The organism is Gordonia sp. 852002-50395_SCH5434458, assembly GCF_001665905.1.
GTDB lineage: Bacteria > Actinomycetota > Actinomycetes > Mycobacteriales > Mycobacteriaceae > Gordonia > Gordonia jacobaea.
Genome location: NZ_LZTC01000035.1, coordinates 251,268 through 272,060, shown reverse-complemented (window position 1 = coordinate 272,060; position 20,793 = coordinate 251,268). Strand labels below are relative to the sequence as shown.

Genomic DNA, 20,793 nt, shown 5'->3' with positions numbered 1-20,793 from the left:
GCCCTCGGGAGACTGAGCACCTCCCGAGCCGCGGATCGGTCCGGGCGAGGTCGCGACCTGACCCTTCACCTGGACCGATCCGCACCCCAGGTCACCGCGCACGATCGTCATGAGGAGCCATGCCAGAGAGCACAACAGTGCCGTCCCGCCACTTGTCCAGCGCCACAACCCGATTCGACACGGTCGAAGAACTCACCGATGCACTCGCTGAGCAGGAATACCTGATCGACGACGACCTTGCCGTCGTTGTGCACCTCGCGACACTGCTCGACAGGCCTCTCCTACTCGAGGGACCCGCGGGCGTCGGCAAGACCGAGCTCGCCAAATCCCTTGCGGCAGCCTCGGATCGGCAGCTCCTCCGGCTGCAGTGCTACGAGGGTCTCGACGACTCCAGAGCACTCTACGAGTGGGATTACGCCCGCCAGCTTCTTCACGTGCAGATGTTGCGCGACAGAATCAGCGGTGAGCTCGCCGACGAGCCCACCCTGTCCGCGGCGTCGGCGGCGCTCTCGCGCACCGACATCGGCGTCTACACCGAGGACTTCCTCGTCGCACGACCATTGCTCGCGGCCATCACTGCACCGCTGCCCACCGTGCTGCTCATAGACGAGATCGATCGAACCGACGAGGCCATGGAGGCCGTGATGCTCGAGGTACTCGCGGAGCGGCAGGTGACGATTCCCGAGCTCGGCACCTTCGCCGCGCGTTCGTCACCGTGGGTGATATTGACCTCCAACGACACCCGGGAACTGTCGCCCGCCCTGAAGCGACGCTGCGTGCACTTCCAGGTCGACTATCCCGACGTCGAACGCGAGCGGGCAATCGTGTCGGTGCGCGCGCCGGAAGTGGAACCCGGGGTGGTCGCCGACGTCGTCGACCTCGCACGCCGTCTGCGGGAGTTGCCGCTGCGTAAGAGTCCTTCCATCGCCGAGGTGATCGATGCCGCGCGGGCAGCGTCGTACCTGCGCACGACGACTGCCGCACACGCAGCCGACGTCACGCACGATCGAACGTCGACAGACCGTGCACTTCTCGCACTGTTGGTGAAGTTCGGCAGTGATCTCGATATCGCCAGGGCCATGGTGGGCACACCAGCGTCGTCCGGGTCCGACATCCAGGATTCGAGGCCGTCCGCGAGCGACGGTTCTAGTCCGCGAGGGTCGCTGACAGCAACAGCTTTCGGGTCGGGTCGTGCGCGTAGCGCCCGTCGACGTTGACGTGACCACTTCTCGAGAGCGCAGCGGCGCCCGGACACGTGATCGCGTTCTTGACGCACTCTCGGTGATGTTCGGACACCTTCTCCGCGGCCACCGGGTCACCGTGTCCCCGGCCGAGGTCATCGAGATCCGTCGCACGCTGGCACTCGTCGGCGCCGACGATCTCGACCGACTGCGGGCTGCGCTGCGCGCGGTGAGCGTCAAGTATGCGCACGAGGCAGACGGCTTCGAGATCGCCTTCGATCTCGTGTTCGTTGGGGTACCGCATCGCGATACGGCCACCGACCTTCCGCGACCCCGCGGCACGGCAGCCGAACTGCCCGATGACATCGCCTGGGATGATGAGTTCGACGGCGCGGCGAGGAGGATCGGCGCAGACGAGCACACCGATGAGATCGGCGATCTGATGGCCGACGATCCAGACGCACGGGAGCGTCAAGGGGAGAGCGCGCATCGCGAAGAAAACGACTTCTCGGTATCGGCGGGGACCGAACAGTTGGCTGTCGACTCTGACAGCAACACCGTCGCAGGCGGAATCACCTACACGGTCGAGATCGACGGAGCAGCAGCAGCCAAGGCCGGGGAGCTCGTCGGCTCGACGGCCCGCGTCAGCGGAACGTCGCTCTCCATGGCCGATGCCGCAGCGATTCTCGCCGCTCTCGACGCCGCCGACGCACGCAGCGCCTACGACGACGACGGCGCGGACAACCTCACCGACGAGCAACGTGAGGAGCTCGAACATGCTCTGTCCCAGTTCATCTCGGCCCTATCCGAACGTCTTGCCGCCACACCCGTGATCACCGGTCCTGACACCGATCCGGTTCACGGCACCGACCAAGCACAGATCGACCGAGCATGTCACCGACTCGTCCAACGAATTCGGGGAGCGCCGCGCACGGTGGTGCGCGCGGCTGATCGTGGATCGCTCGACATGCGTCGCACGATGCGCTGCGCCGTCCGCACCGACGGGGTCCCCCTCACACTGTGGCGCAGGAATCGCACACCCGGCCCGGTACGGCTTCTCGTCCTTGTCGACGTCTCGTTGTCGGTGCGACCAGTCGCGGGCTTCATCCTGCGACTCGCACAAACCCTGTACGAGTTCGGCGACCACTGCGAGGTCGTCGCATTCGTGGACCGACCCGTGCTGGTCACCACCGCACTGCGAACCGCAGCAGCTGACGACGCACTCACGGCCGTGCTGGCCACCGACGACCTGGACCTGTCAGCGACCAGCGATTATGGCCGAATGCTCACCGAGTTGCTCGAGATCCACCGCGGTCTCATCACGCCGCGTACGTCGGTTCTCGTCGTCGGCGACGCGCGCAGCAACGGTTTCGATCCGCAAGTCGATCTGTTCGCCGAGCTGGCCAGGCGCGTCCATCGGGTGGCCTGGCTCACCCCCGAGCCGCGCCGCTACTGGACCCAAACAGGTTGCGCGCTCGATGAGTACTCACTGCATTGCAGTGGCGCGGTGAGCGCGCGCGACGGGACAGAACTGATCGAGAAGGTCGACGAACTCGGCTCAGCACTGGCCTGACACATCGCTATTACGCCAGCAGCCCCTTTGCCACGTGTGTCACCTGGATCTCGTTGCTGCCGGCGTAGATCATCAACGACTTCGCATCGCGCGCAAGCTGTTCCACGCGATACTCGGTCATGTAGCCATTGCCGCCGAACAATTGCACTGCTTCCATCGCGACCTCGGTGGCCGCGCGAGACGAGTAGAGCTTCATCGCCGACGCCTCGGCAAGCGACAGCGGTTTACCCGCCTTCGCTCGTTCGAGTGCGTTGAACAGCATGTTCTGCACGTTGATCCGTGCGATTTCCATCTCGGCCAGCTTGAGCTGGATGAGTTGAAACTTCCCGATCTCCTGACCCCAGAGCGTGCGCGACTTCGCATACTCGATCGAAAGTCGTTGCGCCTCATTGATGATGCCCATCGACAGTGCGGCGATACCGATCCGTTCAGCGGTGAAGCCCGCCTTGACGCCATCGTCGCCACGACTACCCGATCCGACGTCCTCGGTCTCGCCGAGCAGCCGGTCGCGACCGAGGCGAACGTTGTCGAAGAAGAGCTCACCGGTCGGCGAGCTCATGATGCCCATCTTCTTGAACGGCTTGCCCTGGGTGAGGCCTTCCATGCCCTTGTCGAGGACGAAGGTGAGCACCTTGCGTTCACGCATTGGGGTGCCATCGCCCTCGTCGAGCTTCGCGAACACGACGATCGTGTCGGCGTACGGACCGTTGGTGATGAAGGTCTTCTGCCCGTTGAGGATGTAACCGTCGCCATCGCGGCGGACCGTCGTCTTCATGCCACCGAGTGCGTCTGAGCCGGAATCCGGTTCGGTGATCGCCCAGGCACCGACTTTCTCGAGCGTGACCAGCTCGGGGAGCCACCGCTTCTTCTGTGCGAGTGTGCCTTTCGACCGGATCGTCGACACCGTCAACCCGACACTGACGCCCATCGACACCACCATGCCGAGGCTCGCGGCCGCGAGTTCCATGTTGAGGATCAGCGCCATCGAGTTCATCATGCCGCCGCCGGAACCCCCGGAACCCTTGGACTTCGACTCGCCCGCGGCCTCTGCGTCGAGCTCCTTCTCCAGGCCCTCGCGTGCCATTGCGTCGACGCCGAACGACGTCATCAGCTTGCGCAGGATGTCGTACGGCGGCAACTGACCGCTCTCGAGTTCGTCGGAATGCGGGCAGATCTCCTTGTCGACGAACGACCGCACCGCGTCGCGCACCATGAGGTCTTCCTCGGACCACTCGAACATTGCCACCCACCGTTCAACGCCGGAAATTAGAACACGTTCCATACTGTGTCAGCCCCGATCCCAACTTGTCCAGCGGCGGCCCTCGCGGGCTCGCTGGACGCGCGAGCGGTCGATGAGATAGGCAGAGAGCGTGAACGATCACGTGTTCGCCGAGTTCGGACCGTTCTTTGCGACCGACACCCACGCAGCCGCGGCACCAGTCGACGGGCCGTGGTCGACTCTGGCTGCGGCACTGGCGAATCCACGACGCATCGACAGCCGCGTCGAAAGGGTCCGGAAGGCTCTGGCTGCGGGCGCGGCGTCGAACGTCTCACCTCGCGTCGCGGCGTCGGTGACTCACCTTGGTCTCGTCGCCAGGCTGCTTGCACCGGCGCTCGCTGCAGCGGTGATCGGCACCCGCCTGTCCCTCGACCCCGCAGACGTCTGGTGGCAGGACCATCTCGGCGGGCCCTTCCCCCTATCCGTCGTGACGGTCGACGCGAAGCCTGCGCTCGACGACGGGTTCCCTCGCGCCGTCGACGACCTCACCGCACTCTTCGACGCGTCGTACCCGGTTGGGCCACACGTCCTCGGCGGCAACATCGCGTCGGCGATCAACTCGGCGGTGCGCATGATCGGTACCGCCCGGCCAGAACTCGCCGACGCGGCCCGACGCCACGCCGACCTTTTCCTCGCACGCCCCGACATCGAGGGCGGATACCTGCGGGCCGGACCGAGTTTCCGACGACGCAGCTGCTGCCTGATCTACCAGGTATCGGGCGATCGCACAGCCGTGTGCGGCGACTGCGTGCTGTCCGGATAAGCCAAACGCGGCCCGAACTTGCGAACGCGGCTGGTGTACCAGCCGCGCCTGCCAACTCGAGCCGCGTTTAAAGGAGCGTCAGGCGACCGTTTGCGTCGCGGGGTCGTCGACAACCTGCTTCGACGACCGCGAGCGCGACATCGCGCCCAGGACCAGCGCGAACACCGCGGTGAGCACCGTCCACAGGATCACCTGGTTGGCGATCGCGTAGACGCGGAAGTCGCCGATGACGTCGCCCGGGAAACCTGGGAACACGATCTGGCCCGCGTCGTTGGTGACCGGCGTCGGTACCTCGTCGAAGCTCGGCAGCAACGCGATCGCGACGGTGACCACTACCAGGTAGCCGACGCCGCCCGCGATCGCACCGAGCAGCCCACCGATGCGTGGACGCAGCCACAGCGCGAAGACGACGGCCGCGATGATCGCGATTACCGACACCACGGTGATGGTGAGATAGGCACTCGACCTGTCGGCGATGGTCTCGTCGTTGCCGACAGCCGGCGGGTTGGCCGGATAGGCGAAGTACGGGACGCCGAAGAAGGCCACGAATCCGAGCGCGCCGAGCGCGGCCGCCGCCCAGCGCGGATCGGTCGCGGGGTATCGCCGTCCGAGGTAGGTCCACAAGACCGTGAACCCGACCGCGAAGAACGCGCCCATCGCGATCGCGAAGATCACGGTGCCGACCCCGGCCCCGATGTTTTCCTGCACCGACCTGGTGAACACCTCGTGCTCGTGGCCGTGTTCGCCGCTGAGCATCTCCTCGGCGTGGCTGCGACCCTCTTCGTAGTCGATCGCCTTGGCGACCACCGGCTCGATGAAGATACGAGCGAACACATACGCAAAAATTCCGGCGATCAGGCCTGATAGCAGGCCCGCGCCGACGAACTTCTTCTCCATTGTTCTGTTGTCTCCCGGGTCAGATCAGTGGCAGGGGAAGCCGAGGAAGTGGCGGGAGTCGTGCACGAACTCGTGGATGTGGGTGTCGCTGCCGAACACCGACCAGGCGCCCTGGTCGTACCCGATGAAGTAGTAGGCCAGCGCGGCGATGAGCACAGTGGCGGTGAGCCAGAGCGCGGCCGAAGCGACCGAGAGATTCGGTACGGCGAGCGCAGCGGGCCGACGTTCGGCCTGTGATGAGGTGGCAACCATTGAGAGGGTTCCTTCCGGGATGACGCGTCCCTGACGTGGAGCAATGTGGCCTGGTTGCCACGTCCTGACTCGTCGCGACAGGTCGCTTCCCGTCGGACTTACAGTGGCGCGACCGTCCCGGATTCTCACCGGGTTCCTGGCAACCAGCGTGGATCGACTCTATACCAGGTTCTCGCCGCCGGACCAGCACGTCGCACCGCACTGTCAGACCCGTGCGGAACAATGGAAGAGTGCCCAGCTCGTCCTCCATCCTGAACCGCTTCACCGACCCGACGCGTCGGTGGTTCGGCGGCGCCTTCCCCGCGCCGACACCCGCCCAGCAGGGCGCGTGGAAAGCCATCGCCGACGGCGAGAACACCCTGGTCATCGCGCCCACCGGCTCGGGCAAGACCCTGTCGGCGTTTCTCTGGGCACTCGATTCACTTGCCGCCCGCCCCGATCGGTCCAAGGGCACGCGCGTCCTCTACATCTCCCCACTCAAAGCACTGGCGGTCGACGTCGAGCGCAACCTGCGCGCGCCACTGGCGGGCATCACACGCGCCTCGCAGGAACTCGGGATCACCGAACCGTCGATCACCGTCGGCGTGCGCTCGGGCGACACCCCCGCCGCCCAGCGTCGACTCCTCGCCAAAACGCCACCCGACATCCTCATCACCACGCCCGAGTCGCTCTACCTGATGCTCACCTCGTCGGCACGGGAAGCGCTCACCACGGTCGAGACGGTGATCGTCGACGAGGTACACGCCGTCGCAGGCACCAAACGCGGCACGCACCTGGCGCTGTCGCTCGAACGCCTCGACGAACTGCTCGACTCTCCGGCGCAACGCATCGGACTCTCGGCGACGGTCCGCCCGCCCGAGCTAGTCGCTGAGTTCCTCTCCGGCTCCCGTCCGTGCACCATCGTGCGGCCAAAGGCGTCGAAGACCTTCGACCTCCGCGTCGACGTCCCGGTACCCGACATGGCCAACATCCCGCCGCCACCGGATGCACCGGATGCGGATGAGCTCGACGACGCGTTCTCGCCGACCGCGGGTTCGCTCTGGCCCTACGTCGAAGCGTCGATCGTCGATCTCATCGAGACCAACCGTACGACGATCGTGTTCGCCAACTCTCGACGGCTCGCCGAGCGTCTCACCGCGCGGCTCAACGAGATCCACGAGCAACGCACCGAGCCTGGCCGCGAACCACCACGCAACGACCGCGTCGGTGGCGGCGCACCCGCAATGGTCATGGCCTCGGGGGCCACCACCGGCGCCGCGACTGTCCTGGCCCGCGCACACCACGGGTCGGTCTCCAAGGAGCAGCGCGCCGAGATCGAAGACGACCTCAAGAGCGGCCGCCTGCGCTGTGTGGTCGCGACGAGTTCACTCGAGCTCGGCATCGACATGGGCGCGGTCGATCTGGTGATCCAGGTCGAGACACCACCCTCGGTGGCCAGCGGGCTGCAGCGGATCGGACGCGCGGGCCACCAGGTCGGCGAGATCAGTCAGGGGGTTCTGTACCCCAAGCATCGCACCGACCTGATCGGCTGCACGGTCGCCGTCTCGCGGATGCGTGCGGGCGCAATCGAAGAGCTGCAGGTACCGCGCAGTCCACTGGATGTGCTTGCGCAACAGACGATCGCCGCGGCCGCTCTCGACGTGCTCGAGGTCGACGAGTGGTACGAGATCGTCCGCCGCGCTGCGCCGTACCGGGAGTTGAGCCGGTCGATCTACGAGGCGACACTCGATCTCATCTCGGGTCGCTTCCCCTCCGACGAGTTCGCCGAACTACGTCCACGTGTCACCTGGGATCGTGATGCTGGCACACTGACCGGTCGCCGTGGTGCGCAACGACTAGCGGTCACCTCTGGCGGCACCATCCCCGACCGTGGGCTCTTCGGTGTGTTCATGGTCGGCGAAAAGTCCAGCCGCGTAGGCGAACTCGACGAGGAGATGGTCTACGAGTCGCGCGTCGGCGACGTCTTCGCGCTCGGCGCGACGAGTTGGCGAATCGAGGACATCACCCACGACCGCGTACTCGTCTCACCCGCATTCGGTCAGCCCGGCCGCCTCCCGTTCTGGATCGGCGACGCACAGGGACGCCCGGCCGAACTGGGCGCGGCGATCGGGAAGTTCGTCGGCTCCATCGCCGACGAGGCCGAACTCGACCGTCAGGCAACAGAACTCGGGCTCAGCGAGTACGCACGCGACAACCTCGCGTCGATCATCTCCGAGCAGCGCGACGCGACCGGACAGGTACCGACCGACCGGACCCTGGTCATCGAGCGGTTCCGCGACGAGCTCGGCGACTGGCGCCTGATCCTGCACTCCCCCTACGGTTTACGCGTACACGCGCCGTGGGCGTCGGCGATCTCCGCCCGCCTGCAGGCCACCCTCGGACTCGACGGTGCGGTCACCGCATCCGACGACGGCATCATCGTGCGCCTCCCCGACACCGACGACGAACCGCCGGGCGCCGCAGTCTTCGTCGTCGATCCCGACGAGATCGAGCAGATGGTCACCGACGCCCTCGCCGACTCGTCGATGTTCGCCTCACGATTCCGGGAGTGCGCGGCCAGAGCCCTGCTACTCCCCCGCCGCGACCCCGGCCGTCGGGCACCGCTGTGGCAGCAGCGCCAGCGCAGCGCCCAATTGCTCTCCGTCGCATCGCAATTCCCCGACTTTCCGATCATCCTGGAGACGGTCCGCGAATGCCTGCAGGACGTCTACGACCTGCCGTCGCTCACCGACCTCCTCACTCGCATCCGATCGCGACGTGTTCGGCTGATCGAGGTCGAGACCCCGGAACCGTCGCCGTTCGCGGCATCGCTGCTGTTCGGCTACGTCGGAGCGTTCATGTACAACGACGACGCCCCGCTCGCCGAACGTCGCGCCGCAGCACTCTCCCTCGACACCGCGCTCCTCGCACAGCTACTCGGGCGCGTCGACCTGCGCGAACTGCTCGATCCCGCCGTCATCGCCGCCGTGGTCGCACGGCTGCAACGCCTCGACGAGCACCGCAAGGCACGCGACGCCGAGGATATCGCCGACCTGCTGCGGTGGCTCGGTCCGCTCACGACCGACGAGGTGGCGCTGCGGTATCGGCGCGACGACGACAGCCCTGCGGCGCTTGACGTGTTGACCGAGTTGCATCGGCGTGGCGCGATCATCTCCGTGAGCATCCGTGGCGTGCCGCTCTGGGCCGCTGTCGAAGACACCGCACGCCTGCGCGACGGCTTGGGAGTTCCTGCGCCACTGGGTGTTCCGGCAGCTTTCACCGAGTCTGTTCCCGATCCCGTCGGCGATCTCGTCCATCGGTACGCGCGCACGCACGGCCCGTTCACCGTCGACGAGGCCGCCGAGTCGATCGGAATGGCACCCGCGGTGGTGCGCGACACGCTGATTCGCCTTGCCGCCGAACGCAAGGTCGTCGAAGGCGACTTTCTACCCGCCACCGACGACGACCCCGACGGCAGCCCCGCGTGGACCACACAGTGGTGTCACAGCGACGTGCTCGGGCAGATCCGACGAGGCTCACTTGCCGCGAGCCGAGCCGACGTCGCACCCGTCGACGGCCCGACCTTCGCCAGATTTCTCGGAGCGTGGCAGCACGTCGCCGACGACGAAAGGCTCACCGGAGTCGACGGACTCGCGGCGGTCCTCGACCAACTGGCGGGCCATCAGCTCCCGGCGTCGGCGTGGGAGTCGCTGATCTTGCCGAGCAGGATCAGTGACTACCGGCCGGCCATGCTCGACGAACTCCTCTCCAGCGGCGACTTCATGTGGGCGGGTCACGGCCGGATCGGCTCCACCGACGGCTGGATCAGCTTCTTCCCCGCCGACCTCGCACCGCTGTTCGTACCGACCGAGGTCGAGATCGACACCACCGAGATCCACACCCGCCTCCTCGACACCTTCGGCACCGGGGGCGGACTGCGCTTCGCCCAACTGCTCGACGACGCGTCGACGGAGAGCGAAGCATCGCCGGGCGCCACCGCGACGCGCCAGCAGGTCGAGGACGCCCTGTGGGACCTCGTCTGGGCCGGTCACGTCAGCAACGACACGTTTGCGCCGGTCCGTGCGTTGCAGGCGCCTCGCCGCACCTCGTCGTCGAGTCGGTCCATGCCGTCACACCGATCGCGCGGTCAGGCTCCGCGCCTGCGGCCCGGACGGTTGAGCACGCGGCATCTCCTCTCGCAGACAGGCGGCGCCACGACGCCCTCCACGGCAACCGGTCGTTGGTTCGCAACCCCTACAGCGCTGCTCGAGACCACTGTCGCGACTCAGGCCCTGTGCGACCAACTGCTCGCACGCTACGGGGTCGTCACCCGGGGCAGCGTGACGGCGGAGGACGTCGTCGGAGGATTCGCACGAATCTACAAGGCGCTCAACATCTTCGAAGACAGCGGCCAGGTGCGACGAGGCTACTACGTCGACGGCCTCGGCGGTGCCCAGTTCGCGGGCACCTCCACCGTCGACCAATTGCGCCGCCACGCCCTGACCGACGACGCACCGGGGAGTCACCGCGCACCGAACACCGCGACGGTTCTGGCCGCCACCGACCCGGCCAATCCGTATGGGGCAGCGCTGCCCTGGCCAGACACGACGCCCGGCGCAGGCGGGCATCGACCGGGCCGCAAACCAGGCGCCCTCGTATGTCTCGTCGAGGGCGAACTCGTCGCATTTGTCGAACGCGGCGGGAAGACCGTGTTGACCTTCAGCGACGACGTCCCCGCATTAGAGGCCATGGCAGCAGCGCTCGCCGACATCGTGCGGGCCGGTCGTGTCGCCCGCCTGACCATCGACTCCATCGACGGCGTCACCGCGTTGCGCTCCGACCTGCAGCGGGTGCTCGTCGGCGCCGGATTCGCGACCACTCCCCGCGGCCTCCGAATGCGATACGGACAGCATGCCTGAGGGCGACACCGTCTACCAGGCCGCAGACCGTCTCCGTCGCGCATTCGATCAGACCACGTTGGAGCGCACCGACTTTCGCATTCCGTCGCTGGCCACCACCGACCTGCGCGGCGGACGGGTCGCCGCGGTCCGCTCCCGGGGCAAACATCTGCTCATCGACGTCGTGCCCGCGGCGGCGACTGCGACGTCGGCGCCCGATGGCGTCAGCATCCACAGCCACCTGAAGATGGAAGGCGTGTGGCACGTACATCGCGTCGGCACCAAGTGGCGCCGACCCGCGTATCAGGCGCGAATCGTGTTGCAGGCAAACGGGTACGAGGCCGTCGGCTTCGAACTCGGGATTCTCGAGCTACTTCCCCGTGCCGCCGCCGACCTCGACTACCTCGGACCCGACCTTCTCTCCGACGACTTCGACGCCGCGCGCGCCGTCGCCAACATCGAGGCACGGCCGGACGCGAAGATCGGCGAGGCGCTACTCGACCAACGGCTCATGGCAGGTGTCGGCAATGTGTACCGGTGTGAGGCGTGCTTCCTCCGGGGTGTCCGACCCGACCGACTCGTCGCCGACGTCGACGTGCCACCACTCGTCGACCTGTGCCGAAGAATGTTGTGGGCCAACAGGCTTCGCACGGCACGCACCACCACCGGTCGCACCGGACACAATGCGCGCACCTGGGTCTACGGACGAATCGGGCAACCGTGCCGACGATGCGGAACGCTCATCGCCCGCGAGTTCTGGCGCGACCGGCCGGACTCGACCAGCGAGGATCGGGTCGTCTACTACTGCCCGCGGTGCCAGAGCTGAACGTCGGCGCCTAGACCGGATACCGCTCCGGCTCTGGCCCGAACTCGAAGCGACGCGCGCTGACCTCGTCCGGCACGATCTCGACGTAGTTGTACTTCAACGTCGGGATCAGCGGGCGCAACGGGGCCTCGTCGGCCTTGGCGATCTCGGCGCCGGTGGTCAGAATTCGCGCCGACCCCTTGACCACGACACTCCACCCGCCGTCGTCGTCGTAGGCATCGGCCTCGAAGGCCACCTTGCCGTTGACGGCGAGTTCGGCGAGCTTGGTGCCCTCCGCTGTGCGCATCAACACGCGACCGTCACCGGCGAAATAGTTGATGGGAAAGATGTCGGGCTGGCCACCGACGCTCAACGCGATCCTTCCGACGTCGGAGGTGGCGAGCAGCGCCCATGCCTCGTCGACGGGAAGCTCGTGAATGGGATTGTGCACCATGGCGTCTCCTCTGCTCATGAATCCATTGTCACGCCGCCGAGGCGCCGGGCGAAGGGCATTTGGTCCTGTTGCGAAAGCGTGCCATTCAGTCCGGAATCGGCACCGGTTCCAGGATGTCGACCCGCGACTCAGGTGCAGCGGCACGCAGCGCGTCTGCCGATTCGTCGTCGGGTTGCTGTTGTGAGGCGATCTCCGCGGCGACCCGCGCCTTGTAGGTCTCGACCTCGAACGCCACCTTCTCAGGGCCCCAGCCGAGAACCGGCGCGACGAGGTCGGCGACCTCTTGAGCGCAGTCGACGCCGCGATGCGCGTACTCGATCGAGATCCTGGTTCTGCGCGCCAGGATGTCCTCGAGGTGCAGTGCCGCCTCATCGACGGCCGCATACACGACCTCCACGCGCAGATACTGCGGCGCGGCCTCGAGTGGACGCAGCAGCGACGGATCATCCGCCGCGTAGAACAACACGTCGTCGATCAGCGATCCGTACCGGTTGAGCAGTCGACGGATCCGGTAGGGGTGCAGTCCGTACTTCTCGCCGAGAGACTCGCACTGGTTGATCAGCGCGAAGTACCCGTCGGCGCCGATGAGCGGGACACGCTCGGTGATCGACGGCGCAACGCGTGTCGGGATGAAATCGACGCAGGCATCGACGGCGTCGGCGGCCATCACGCGGTACGTCGTGTACTTGCCACCGGCGATCGAGATGAGCCCCGGCGCGATCTCGGCCACCGCGTGCTCGCGTGAAAGCTTCGACGTCGCTTCGTCCTCGCCTGCGAGCAGGGGTCGCAGCCCGGCGTAGACGCCTTCGATGTCGTCGTGACGCAGCGGTGTCACCAGCACCTCGTTGACACGTTCGAGCAGGTAGTCGATGTCGGCGCGGGTCGCGGCCGGGTGCGCGAGATCGAGGTGCCAGTCGGTGTCGGTCGTGCCGACGATCCAGTGCGTCTCCCACGGGATCACGAACAGCACCGAGGACGCGGTCCGCAAGATGATCGCCGTCTCGCTCACGATCCGATCGCGCGGCACCACGATGTGTACGCCTTTGGAGGCCCGGACCTTGAACCGCCCGCGTTGCTTGGACAGTGCCCGCACCTCGTCGGTCCACACGCCTGCCGCGTTGATCACGCAGTGCGCTTTGATCTCGGCGGTCTCACCGTTCTCGGTATCGCGGACGCGCACACCCATGATGCGGTCGGCGTCGCGCAGAAATCCGACCACCTGCGTCGACGTGCGGATCACCGCACCGTAGTTCGCGGCGGTGCGCCCGACGGTGAGACTGTGCCGGGCGTCGTCGACAACGGTGTCGTAGTAGCGGATGCCGCCGATCAGCGAATCACGCTTCAACGCGGGCGCCACGCGGAGCGCACCCGACCGCGTCACATGCTTCTGGCCCGGCACCGATTTGGCGCCGCCCATCGTGTCGTAGAGGAAGATCCCCGCGGCGACGTACGGACGTTCCCAGACGCGATGCGTGAGCGGGTAGAGGAACGGCAACGGCTTGACCAGGTGCGGGGCCAGCAGGCTGAGTGAGAGTTCGCGCTCGTGGAGCGCTTCACGCACCAACCCGAACTCGAGTTGTTCGAGATAACGCAGTCCGCCGTGAAACATCTTCGACGAGCGGCTCGACGTGCCCGAAGCGATGTCTCGCGCCTCGACGAGCGCGACCCGCAGGCCACGCGTCGCGGCGTCGAGAGCCGCTCCGACGCCGACGACACCACCGCCGATGACGACGATGTCGAACTGTTCGGTACCCAGCCGACGCCACGCCTGCTCGCGGTAGAGCGGCCCAAGGTCAGCTGGTCGGTCCGGATTGAACTCCGTCTCCATGAGCCGAGACTAATCGACACCACGGGGGTTCACCGGTCATTGATACGGCGCGCCGACCGGCACGCGGGCACCCGGTCGGGTGAAGTCGACCAGCACGCCGACCACACCCGCGCTGCCACCCAGAGCGACCGACGCCTCGTACACCGCTTCTCGCATACGACGCCGAGCGACGATGTCGGCGTCGAAAATGATTGCCAGACAAGTCAATCCGCGAGCAGCGCGAAAGTGAACCCGTTGGGTGAACGCATCGCCCGCACGGTGCGCAGCGAGGCCGTCGACATCACGCTGCACCATCGCGGCGTCGAGTCGCTTGCGGGTGTCCTTCGACACCCGACCAGTGGTCTGCCATTGGGTCATCGCGTCGCGTACCGATTCGACCCCACCGATGTCGGTGACGTCGACAACGACGACCGCCAGTCGGCCGAGCGCATCGTCGACGACGTCGTCGGCAATGCGGTCGGCGAGACCGCGAACGTCAGGCGACAACCTGTCGATCCGACCGGCGGTGGCGTTCGGAGTCATCGGCCCGCACCCCGCTCACGAGAGGCCTCAGCGTGCGCACCGGATCGCTGCGCATCGACCTTCGGTTCGCTCGCGCTGGTGTCGGCAGCGGGATCGAGCGGCGGCATCGACTGCGGCGTCCAGTCGCCGATCACCGGCGGACCGACGAGCGGGAGGTCGCCGACGATCTCCTCGCCGTGCTCACGGGTGTTGAGGTAGCGGGCCGACTGGTGCTTGTTGTCGCCACGGTCGCGGGCACCGCCACCCGACGCCGGTGGCATCGCGGAGTTCGGACCCGACCGCATCGCAGGTCCCGCACTCGGGCTCGCCGACATTGCAGGCGTCGACGGCGCGGTGCCCAACCCAGGCGGTCGCGATGCGCCGAGTGATGGCGCAAGTGCACTCCCCGAACCGGCGCCGACGCCCTGACCTGCGCCGAGACCGGACGATCCGCTACGACCCGCGCCGAGCGATCCCGTCCGCCCGGAGTCCGCGGCACCGGGTCCACCGATACCGCTCACCGGTGTGCTCGCCGCGGCAGAGTCGGCGCTGCCGAACCCTCCTCGCGTCAGCCGGTCGGCATCAGCGTCGGCCGTGCCTGCCGCCGACGTTCCGGTGGAGCTCGACGGTCCGCCGGGGCCCACTCCACCCGCAGCGGGGGACGCAGGCGCCGGCGTCGACGGCGAGGTCGAGACCTCGCCGCTCGATCCCGGTCCGGCGGAGCCGCTCAGGTCGGAATCGGCGACGTTGCCCGACTGCGTGCGCCCCGATCCCGCGCCGGTGCCGGCGACGACACCCTGGCCCGAGTCGCTGCCCGCCATCGGATCCGACGACGCAGCCGGCAGTTCGGGTAGCCACGTCTGGACGCTGACCATCGGGTTCGTGTAGACGCCTTCCATCAACGACACGACCTCCGCACGCAACGTCGACGCATCCTCGGGATGCGCGCGGATCTGCGCGGCCGCATGCCTGACAGCACCGGCCTGCTGAGAGGTAGCGGTGAGGACGTCCTGGGCCTGCGCGAGTGCGTCGATCGCGGGCCGGACGGACTCGGCCGCCGCTGAGATGGCTTTGCCGACACCCGCACCCGCCGCGGTACTTCCGTCGGCCGCACGCCCGAGCATCGTGTCGTCTCCGAAGGCGCTCGTCAGACTCTTCACGACCTTCCCGACAGCGTCGAGCGCGGCTTGAATGGCGTTCGCGTCACCGCTGGCAGAGCTGTCGGTGATGCTCTCGATCTTCGCGAGGATCTCGGCGACACTCATCGAAGCCCATGGAGTGCGGCCGTTGCTGGTCGCATGAGCACCCCCGTCGTTGAACAGGTAGCTGTTCCGAGAGCCTGTACCAGTGCTTACCGCGGGCAAATCGGGATGCTCGTAGTACCGACCCGACACGCGTACCCCCCCGTCAGTCGTCGCGTGATCTCGCCGAAACGGTACCGCGACATCGCCGCGCGCGGCCGAGGATTCTCACGCCTGTGCACCAACTCCAGCCTGTGCACCAACTCAACCTGCGCTGGCCCTTCGCCGCGGGCACGCCGAGAGAACTCAGTCGAGGTCGTCGTGCCGCACGAGCTGTCGCGCGGCCTCGGTGATCGAACCCGAGAGCGAGGGATAAACCGAGAGCGTCTGGGCGAGATCGCCGACGGTCAGCTTGTTCTGCACGGCCAAGGCGATGGGAAGGATCAACTCCGACGCCGTCGGTGCGACCACCACACCCCCGATCACGACACCGGTCGCGGGGCGGCAGAAGATCTTGACGAAGCCTCTCCGCAGACCGCTCATCTTGGCGCGCGGGTTGGTGGAGAGCGGCAGCATCACGGTGCGCGCCGGGTACTCGCCGGCGTCGATCGCCTGCTGCGAGACGCCGACGGTGGCGATCTCCGGACGCGTGAAGATCGCGGAGGCAACGGTTTTCAGCTTGATCGGGCTCACGCCCTCGCCGAGCGAGTGATACATCGCGATGCGACCCTGCATGGCGGCGACGGAGGCAAGCGGGAACAACCCGGTGCAGTCGCCCGCCGCGTAGATACCCGGCACAGAGGTGCGCGACACCCGGTCGACGGTGATGTAGCCGCCCTTGTCCGTCGCGACTCCCGCACGGTCGAGACCGATTTCCCCCGTGTTGGGGACCGAACCAACGGTCATCAGCACATGCGAGCCGGTCACCGTGCGGCCGTCGGCGAGGTACACGGTCACGGAGTCGCCGGTGGGCTCCACCTTGTCGGCACGCGCATGTTTGACCAATTCGACGCCGCGCTCGGCCAGCGCATCCTCGAGGACCAGCGCAGCGTCTTCGTCCTCGCCGGGCAGCACGCGGTCGCGGCTGGAAACGAGCGTCACCTTCACTCCGAGTTCGGTGTAGGCGTGCACGAACTCGGCACCCGTCACACCCGAGCCGACGACGACGAGATGCTCTGGCAGCTTGTCGAGGTCGTAGAGCTGGCGCCACGTCAGGATGCGGTCGCCATCCGGCGCGGCGTCGGGCAGGACGCGCGGCGACGCGCCTGTCGCGATCAGGACGACATCGCCGTCGTAGTGCTCGGTCGTGCCATCCTGCAGCGTCGCCACGACGCGGTGCGACGCGATGCCGGGGTGCGTCTCCTCCAGCGAGGCGTAGCCGGACACGAGTGTCACGCCTTCGCTGAGCAGCCTGTCGCGGATGTCTGCCGACTGCGCGAACGCGAGGTCGCGGACGCGCTGGTGAATCTGCGGCAGCGTGACCAGCGCGTCGTCGGTGCGCAGGTTGATGCCGAGATCGATGGCTCGCCGAACCTCGGTTCGGATACCGGTCGACGCGATGAAGGTCTTGGACGGCACGCAGTCCCACAGCACACACGCGCCGCCGATGCCGTCGGAGTCGATCAGGGTGACGTCGGCGCCGTACGCTGCCGCAACCAGCGCCGCCTCGTAGCCGGCGGGGCCACCGCCGATGATCACGATCCTGGTCACAGAGCACACTCCTGTTCGGTGAGAGGGGCCATCGGGTACGGCGCATAGAGGCACCGCTCAACACCTCCAACCTAGTCCCACCCCGACGTCCACGCCGTCACCGGGCGAGTCGCGTCGCTCACCGTCCGCTTTCGTGACGGGCCGCGACCATCTAGAGTTTCCCGACGTGCCGATATATGCCGCGTACGGGTCCAACATGAGTCCGGATCAGATGACCGAGCGCGCGCCGCACTCCCCGATGTCGGGGACCGGCTGGCTGCGTGGTTGGCGACTCACCTTTGCCGGCGCCGACATCGGCTGGGAGGGATCGCTCGCGACGGTCACCGAGGACCGCGACGATCCCGAGGCCAAGGTCTTCGTCGTGCTCTACGACGTCCCCGACGAGGACGAGGCCACCCTCGACCGGTGGGAGGGCTCAGAACTCGGCATCCACCGCAAGATCCGTGCGCGCGTCGACACCTCCGACGGCCCCGTCCTCGCGTGGCTCTACGTGATGGACGCCTTCGAAGGCGGACTGCCGTCGGCGCGCTACCTCGGCGTGATGGCCGACGCGGCCGAAAGTGCAGGCGCCCCAGCTGATTACGTGCAGGACATCAGGCTGCGCGAGGCGCGCAACGTCGGACCGGGACCCGGCCCCATCGACTCCTGAGCGACGCCGCGGGCCCGACGCGGGGCGGGCGTGCTCAGCCTATGTCGAGCACGACGCCCGCGAGGGTGCGCACGCCGACCTCGAGTGCGCGCTCGTCGAGGTCGAAGTTGGGCTGGTGCAGATCCATCTGCGGCCCCAGCCCGTCCCACACGCCGAGCCTGCCCATCGCACCCGGAACGTGCTCGAGATACCACGAAAAGTCTTCTCCCCCAGGCGATTGCGGGGTGTCCGCGATGGCCTGTGGCCCTAGCGTCGATACCGACTTCGCCAACATCGCGATCGCGGTCTCGTCGTTGACCACCGGCGGCACTCCACGGAAGTAGGACAGGTCGTAGGAGACTCCGAGCGGGCCGAGCAGTTGCCCGACGACACTGCGCACCAACGGTTCCAACTCGTCCCACGTGCCGTGGTCCCCGGTGCGGACGGTGCCCCGCAGCATGCCCTCCTGCGGAATCGCGTTGGGCGCGTTGCCCGCATGCGCCGCACCCCACGCCATGACCGTGCCCGAGCGGGGGTCGACCCTGCGCGACAGCACACCGGGGAGTCCGGTGATCACCGTACCCATCGCGTACACGATGTCGCCGGTGAGGTGCGGGCGCGATGTGTGCCCGCCGGGCGAATGTATTTGCAGTTCAATGTGATCCGCCGCCGATGTCAGCGCGCCGGCTCGGAGGCCGACCGAGCCGACAGGAAGTCGGGGATCGCAGTGCAGCGCAAAGATCCGACTGACGCCCTCGGTCACTCCGGCGGCGACGGCGTCGAGCGCACCGCCGGGCATGACCTCCTCGGCGGGCTGGAAGATCAGTCGCACACCGACCGGTAGCAACGGCACGGCCGCGAGCAGCCGGGCCACCCCGATCAGGATCGCGGTGTGCGCATCATGGCCGCACGAGTGCGAGACACCCTCCACGGTCGACGAGAACGGCAATCCGGTGTGCTCGGTGATGGGCAGCGCGTCCATGTCGGCACGGAGCGCGATGCGCTGACTTGTCGTCGGGCCGAGATCGCAGACCACACCAGTGCCCAGCGGAAGACGCGTGGGGTTCAGGCCCACTTCTCCGAGAAGCGCCATGACCATCTGGGTGGTCTTGACCTCTTGCCGAGACAACTCGGGCTGCTGGTGAATGGCACGCCGCCAGCCGACGACGTCGGCGCGGTGAGCCGCCCACCAGTCGTCGATGATCGACGCGCCGTCGCTCATAGCAGCGCTGCAGGGGTCGGGGCCGCGAGATCGGCGAGAAGGTGCTGCCGCAGTGCCCGTTTGACGTTGGCGAGGTTCGGCCCGGCGACCGCCGTACGCTCAGCGGCGACCTCACTCGCCCGCGTGAGCAGGTCGTCGGCCGCCACAGCGTCGTCGACGATGCCCGCCGTCACGGCGTCGGCCGCACCGTAGCGGCGACTGGTCAGCATGGCCTCTGTGGCGGTGCGATCCGGCAGGCGCGTGGTGAGCAGTCCTGCCATCCCGCGCGGGAACGGCATGTTCAACGCTGCCTCAGGGAGCGACCAGAAGCCACGTTCGGTGCGCATGACCACGTAGTCGGCGCACAGCGCGAGCATGGCGCCCGCACCGAACGCGTGACCGTTGACCGCTGCCACCGTTGACTGCGGAAGCGTCAGGACCTTCGCGTAGAGCGCATGCACCCGGTCGAGGTACGCGGGCAGCTCCGACGCGTTGGCGAAGACGAAGTCTGTATCGAGTCCGTTGGTGAAGAACTTGCCTGTCGAGGTGATCACCAGGCCCTTGGCCGGGCCCGCCGCGATCTCGTCGAGCAGACCTTCGATCGCGTCGAGCCACGCAGGGCTGAACCGGTTCTCGGGATTGTTCTCGTCGAGTTCGACATCCGGCGACCCGAGGTACAGGTAGGCGATATCGGGATTCTCGGACTGCGCTACGTCAGACAGATACGGCATGGGTCGACCTTATCGCCTGGTCACACGCGGCACTCAGGATGCCCCTAGTGTGATGCCCATGGATCCCACCGTCGACGCCGACGCCGCGGCCATCTCCGCGGCAGCGACCATCGCAGCCGAAACCGATGCCTCCACGCACGACGTCGCGGTCGTCCTCGGGTCCGGCTGGGCCCCGGCGGCGGAGGCGTTCGGCGCACCGATCGCGTCCGTGCCGATGGCGCACATCCCGGGTTTCCTACCGCCGACGGCCGCGGGACACGGCGGGGTCATCCACTCGGTGCGGATCGGAAACTGTCGAGTCCTGTTGATGCTGGGCAGGATTCACGCCTACGAGGGCCACGACCTCGCCCGCGTCGTCCATCCGGTACGCACCGCGGCTGCGGCCGGTGCCCGCACGATCGTGCTCACCAATGCGGCGGGCGGTCTGCGCGACGACATGTCCGTCGGCCAACCGGTCCTCATCAGCGACCACCTCAATCTCACCGCGCGCTCGCCGCTTGTCGGTGCGCAGTTCGTCGATCTGGTCGATGCCTACTCGCCGCGCCTGCGCGGCGTCGCCCGCGGTATCGAACCGTCGCTTGCCGAGGGCGTGTACGCGGGACTGCCCGGACCCCACTACGAGACCCCCGCCGAGATCCGCATGCTCCGCACCATCGGGGCCGACCTGGTCGGTATGTCGACCGTGCACGAGACGATCGCCGCCCGCGCGGCAGCGATGGAGGTTCTCGGTATCTCGCTGGTCACCAACCTCGCGGCCGGGATCACCGGAGAACCGCTGAGCCACACCGAGGTTCTCGAGGTTGGGCGGGCGTCGGCGGCACGAATGGGCACGCTGCTCGCCTCGATCATCGAAGAACTCGGCACGGCGTGAA

17 protein-coding genes and 1 riboswitch are annotated in these 20,793 nt (G+C 67.4%); of the genes, 7 read left to right on the top strand and 10 right to left on the bottom strand.

Annotated features, from left to right (window positions below; all coding sequences use genetic code 11):
* Positions 1–119 precede the first annotated feature (119 nt).
* Positions 120–1,217, top strand: a complete 1,098-nt coding sequence (locus tag A5785_RS07680) for a MadB family AAA-type ATPase (RefSeq protein ID WP_064865594.1) — start codon at positions 120–122, stop codon at positions 1,215–1,217.
* Position 1,218: 1 nt separating this feature from the next.
* Complete coding sequence (gene madC, locus A5785_RS07675) at positions 1,219–2,754, top strand: MadC family VWA domain-containing protein (RefSeq protein ID WP_064865184.1); 1,536 nt, start codon at positions 1,219–1,221, stop codon at positions 2,752–2,754.
* 10 nt (positions 2,755–2,764) lie between these two features.
* Here the strand turns inward: madC and A5785_RS07670 are convergent, their stop codons facing one another.
* Positions 2,765–3,994, bottom strand: a complete 1,230-nt coding sequence (locus tag A5785_RS07670) for an acyl-CoA dehydrogenase family protein (RefSeq protein ID WP_064865591.1) — start codon at positions 3,992–3,994, stop codon at positions 2,765–2,767.
* 130 nt (positions 3,995–4,124) lie between these two features.
* Between A5785_RS07670 and A5785_RS07665 the strand changes: the two genes are divergently transcribed.
* Positions 4,125–4,796: a (2Fe-2S)-binding protein gene (locus A5785_RS07665; RefSeq protein WP_005207834.1), complete on the top strand. Its 672-nt coding sequence runs from the start codon at positions 4,125–4,127 to the stop codon at positions 4,794–4,796.
* A gap of 78 nt (positions 4,797–4,874) precedes the next feature.
* Here the strand turns inward: A5785_RS07665 and A5785_RS07660 are convergent, their stop codons facing one another.
* The gene (locus tag A5785_RS07660; RefSeq protein ID WP_005207835.1) at positions 4,875–5,693 is read right to left on the bottom strand and encodes a CbtA family protein; all 819 of its coding nucleotides are present in this window, start codon (positions 5,691–5,693) and stop codon (positions 4,875–4,877) included.
* A gap of 24 nt (positions 5,694–5,717) precedes the next feature.
* Complete coding sequence (locus tag A5785_RS07655; RefSeq protein ID WP_005207836.1) at positions 5,718–5,945, bottom strand: CbtB domain-containing protein; 228 nt, start codon at positions 5,943–5,945, stop codon at positions 5,718–5,720.
* A 22-nt stretch (positions 5,946–5,967) separates the two neighbouring features.
* Positions 5,968–6,122, bottom strand: a riboswitch (cobalamin riboswitch).
* 53 nt (positions 6,123–6,175) lie between these two features.
* On the opposite strand from A5785_RS07655, the gene A5785_RS07650 reads away from it, so the two are divergent.
* The gene (locus tag A5785_RS07650) at positions 6,176–10,843 is read left to right on the top strand and encodes an ATP-dependent helicase (protein ID WP_005207837.1); all 4,668 of its coding nucleotides are present in this window, start codon (positions 6,176–6,178) and stop codon (positions 10,841–10,843) included.
* Positions 10,836–11,648, top strand: a complete 813-nt coding sequence (locus tag A5785_RS07645) for a DNA-formamidopyrimidine glycosylase family protein (protein ID WP_064865173.1) — start codon at positions 10,836–10,838, stop codon at positions 11,646–11,648. The genes A5785_RS07650 and A5785_RS07645 overlap by 8 nt, the downstream gene beginning before the upstream one ends.
* Before the next feature lie 10 nt (positions 11,649–11,658).
* On the opposite strand, the gene A5785_RS07640 is transcribed toward A5785_RS07645, so the two are convergent.
* The 5 genes from A5785_RS07640 to A5785_RS07620 form a co-directional block, all read right to left on the bottom strand.
* Positions 11,659–12,081 (bottom strand): pyridoxamine 5'-phosphate oxidase family protein, encoded by a 423-nt coding sequence (locus A5785_RS07640; RefSeq protein ID WP_005207839.1) that lies wholly within the window; start codon positions 12,079–12,081, stop codon positions 11,659–11,661.
* Positions 12,082–12,166: 85 nt separating this feature from the next.
* Entirely contained in the window at positions 12,167–13,909 is a 1,743-nt protein-coding gene (locus tag A5785_RS07635) for a glycerol-3-phosphate dehydrogenase/oxidase (RefSeq protein WP_005207840.1), read from the bottom strand.
* 36 nt (positions 13,910–13,945) lie between these two features.
* Positions 13,946–14,431, bottom strand: coding sequence for a hypothetical protein (locus A5785_RS07630; protein WP_005207841.1), 486 nt, complete (start codon positions 14,429–14,431; stop codon positions 13,946–13,948).
* Complete coding sequence (locus A5785_RS07625) at positions 14,428–15,675, bottom strand: hypothetical protein (protein WP_141630927.1); 1,248 nt, start codon at positions 15,673–15,675, stop codon at positions 14,428–14,430. The genes A5785_RS07630 and A5785_RS07625 overlap by 4 nt, the downstream gene beginning before the upstream one ends.
* 282 nt (positions 15,676–15,957) lie before the next feature.
* Positions 15,958–17,361, bottom strand: a complete 1,404-nt coding sequence (locus tag A5785_RS07620) for an NAD(P)H-quinone dehydrogenase (protein WP_005207843.1) — start codon at positions 17,359–17,361, stop codon at positions 15,958–15,960.
* 166 nt (positions 17,362–17,527) lie between these two features.
* Here A5785_RS07620 and A5785_RS07615 point away from each other — a divergent pair, with 166 nt between their 5' ends.
* A complete protein-coding gene (locus tag A5785_RS07615; RefSeq protein ID WP_039856596.1) occupies positions 17,528–18,010 on the top strand; it encodes a gamma-glutamylcyclotransferase in 483 nt (160 codons plus the stop codon).
* 34 nt (positions 18,011–18,044) lie between these two features.
* On the opposite strand, the gene A5785_RS07610 is transcribed toward A5785_RS07615, so the two are convergent.
* The gene (locus A5785_RS07610; protein WP_005207845.1) at positions 18,045–19,211 is read right to left on the bottom strand and encodes an amidohydrolase; all 1,167 of its coding nucleotides are present in this window, start codon (positions 19,209–19,211) and stop codon (positions 18,045–18,047) included.
* Positions 19,208–19,921 carry an enoyl-CoA hydratase/isomerase family protein gene (locus A5785_RS07605; RefSeq protein WP_064865582.1) on the bottom strand — a complete coding sequence of 238 codons (714 nt, stop codon included), beginning with the start codon at positions 19,919–19,921 and terminating at the stop codon, positions 19,208–19,210. The genes A5785_RS07610 and A5785_RS07605 overlap by 4 nt, the downstream gene beginning before the upstream one ends.
* A 58-nt stretch (positions 19,922–19,979) precedes the next feature.
* Between A5785_RS07605 and A5785_RS07600 the strand changes: the two genes are divergently transcribed.
* Positions 19,980–20,792, top strand: coding sequence for a purine-nucleoside phosphorylase (locus tag A5785_RS07600; RefSeq protein ID WP_064865580.1), 813 nt, complete (start codon positions 19,980–19,982; stop codon positions 20,790–20,792).
* Position 20,793: the final 1 nt, after the last annotated feature.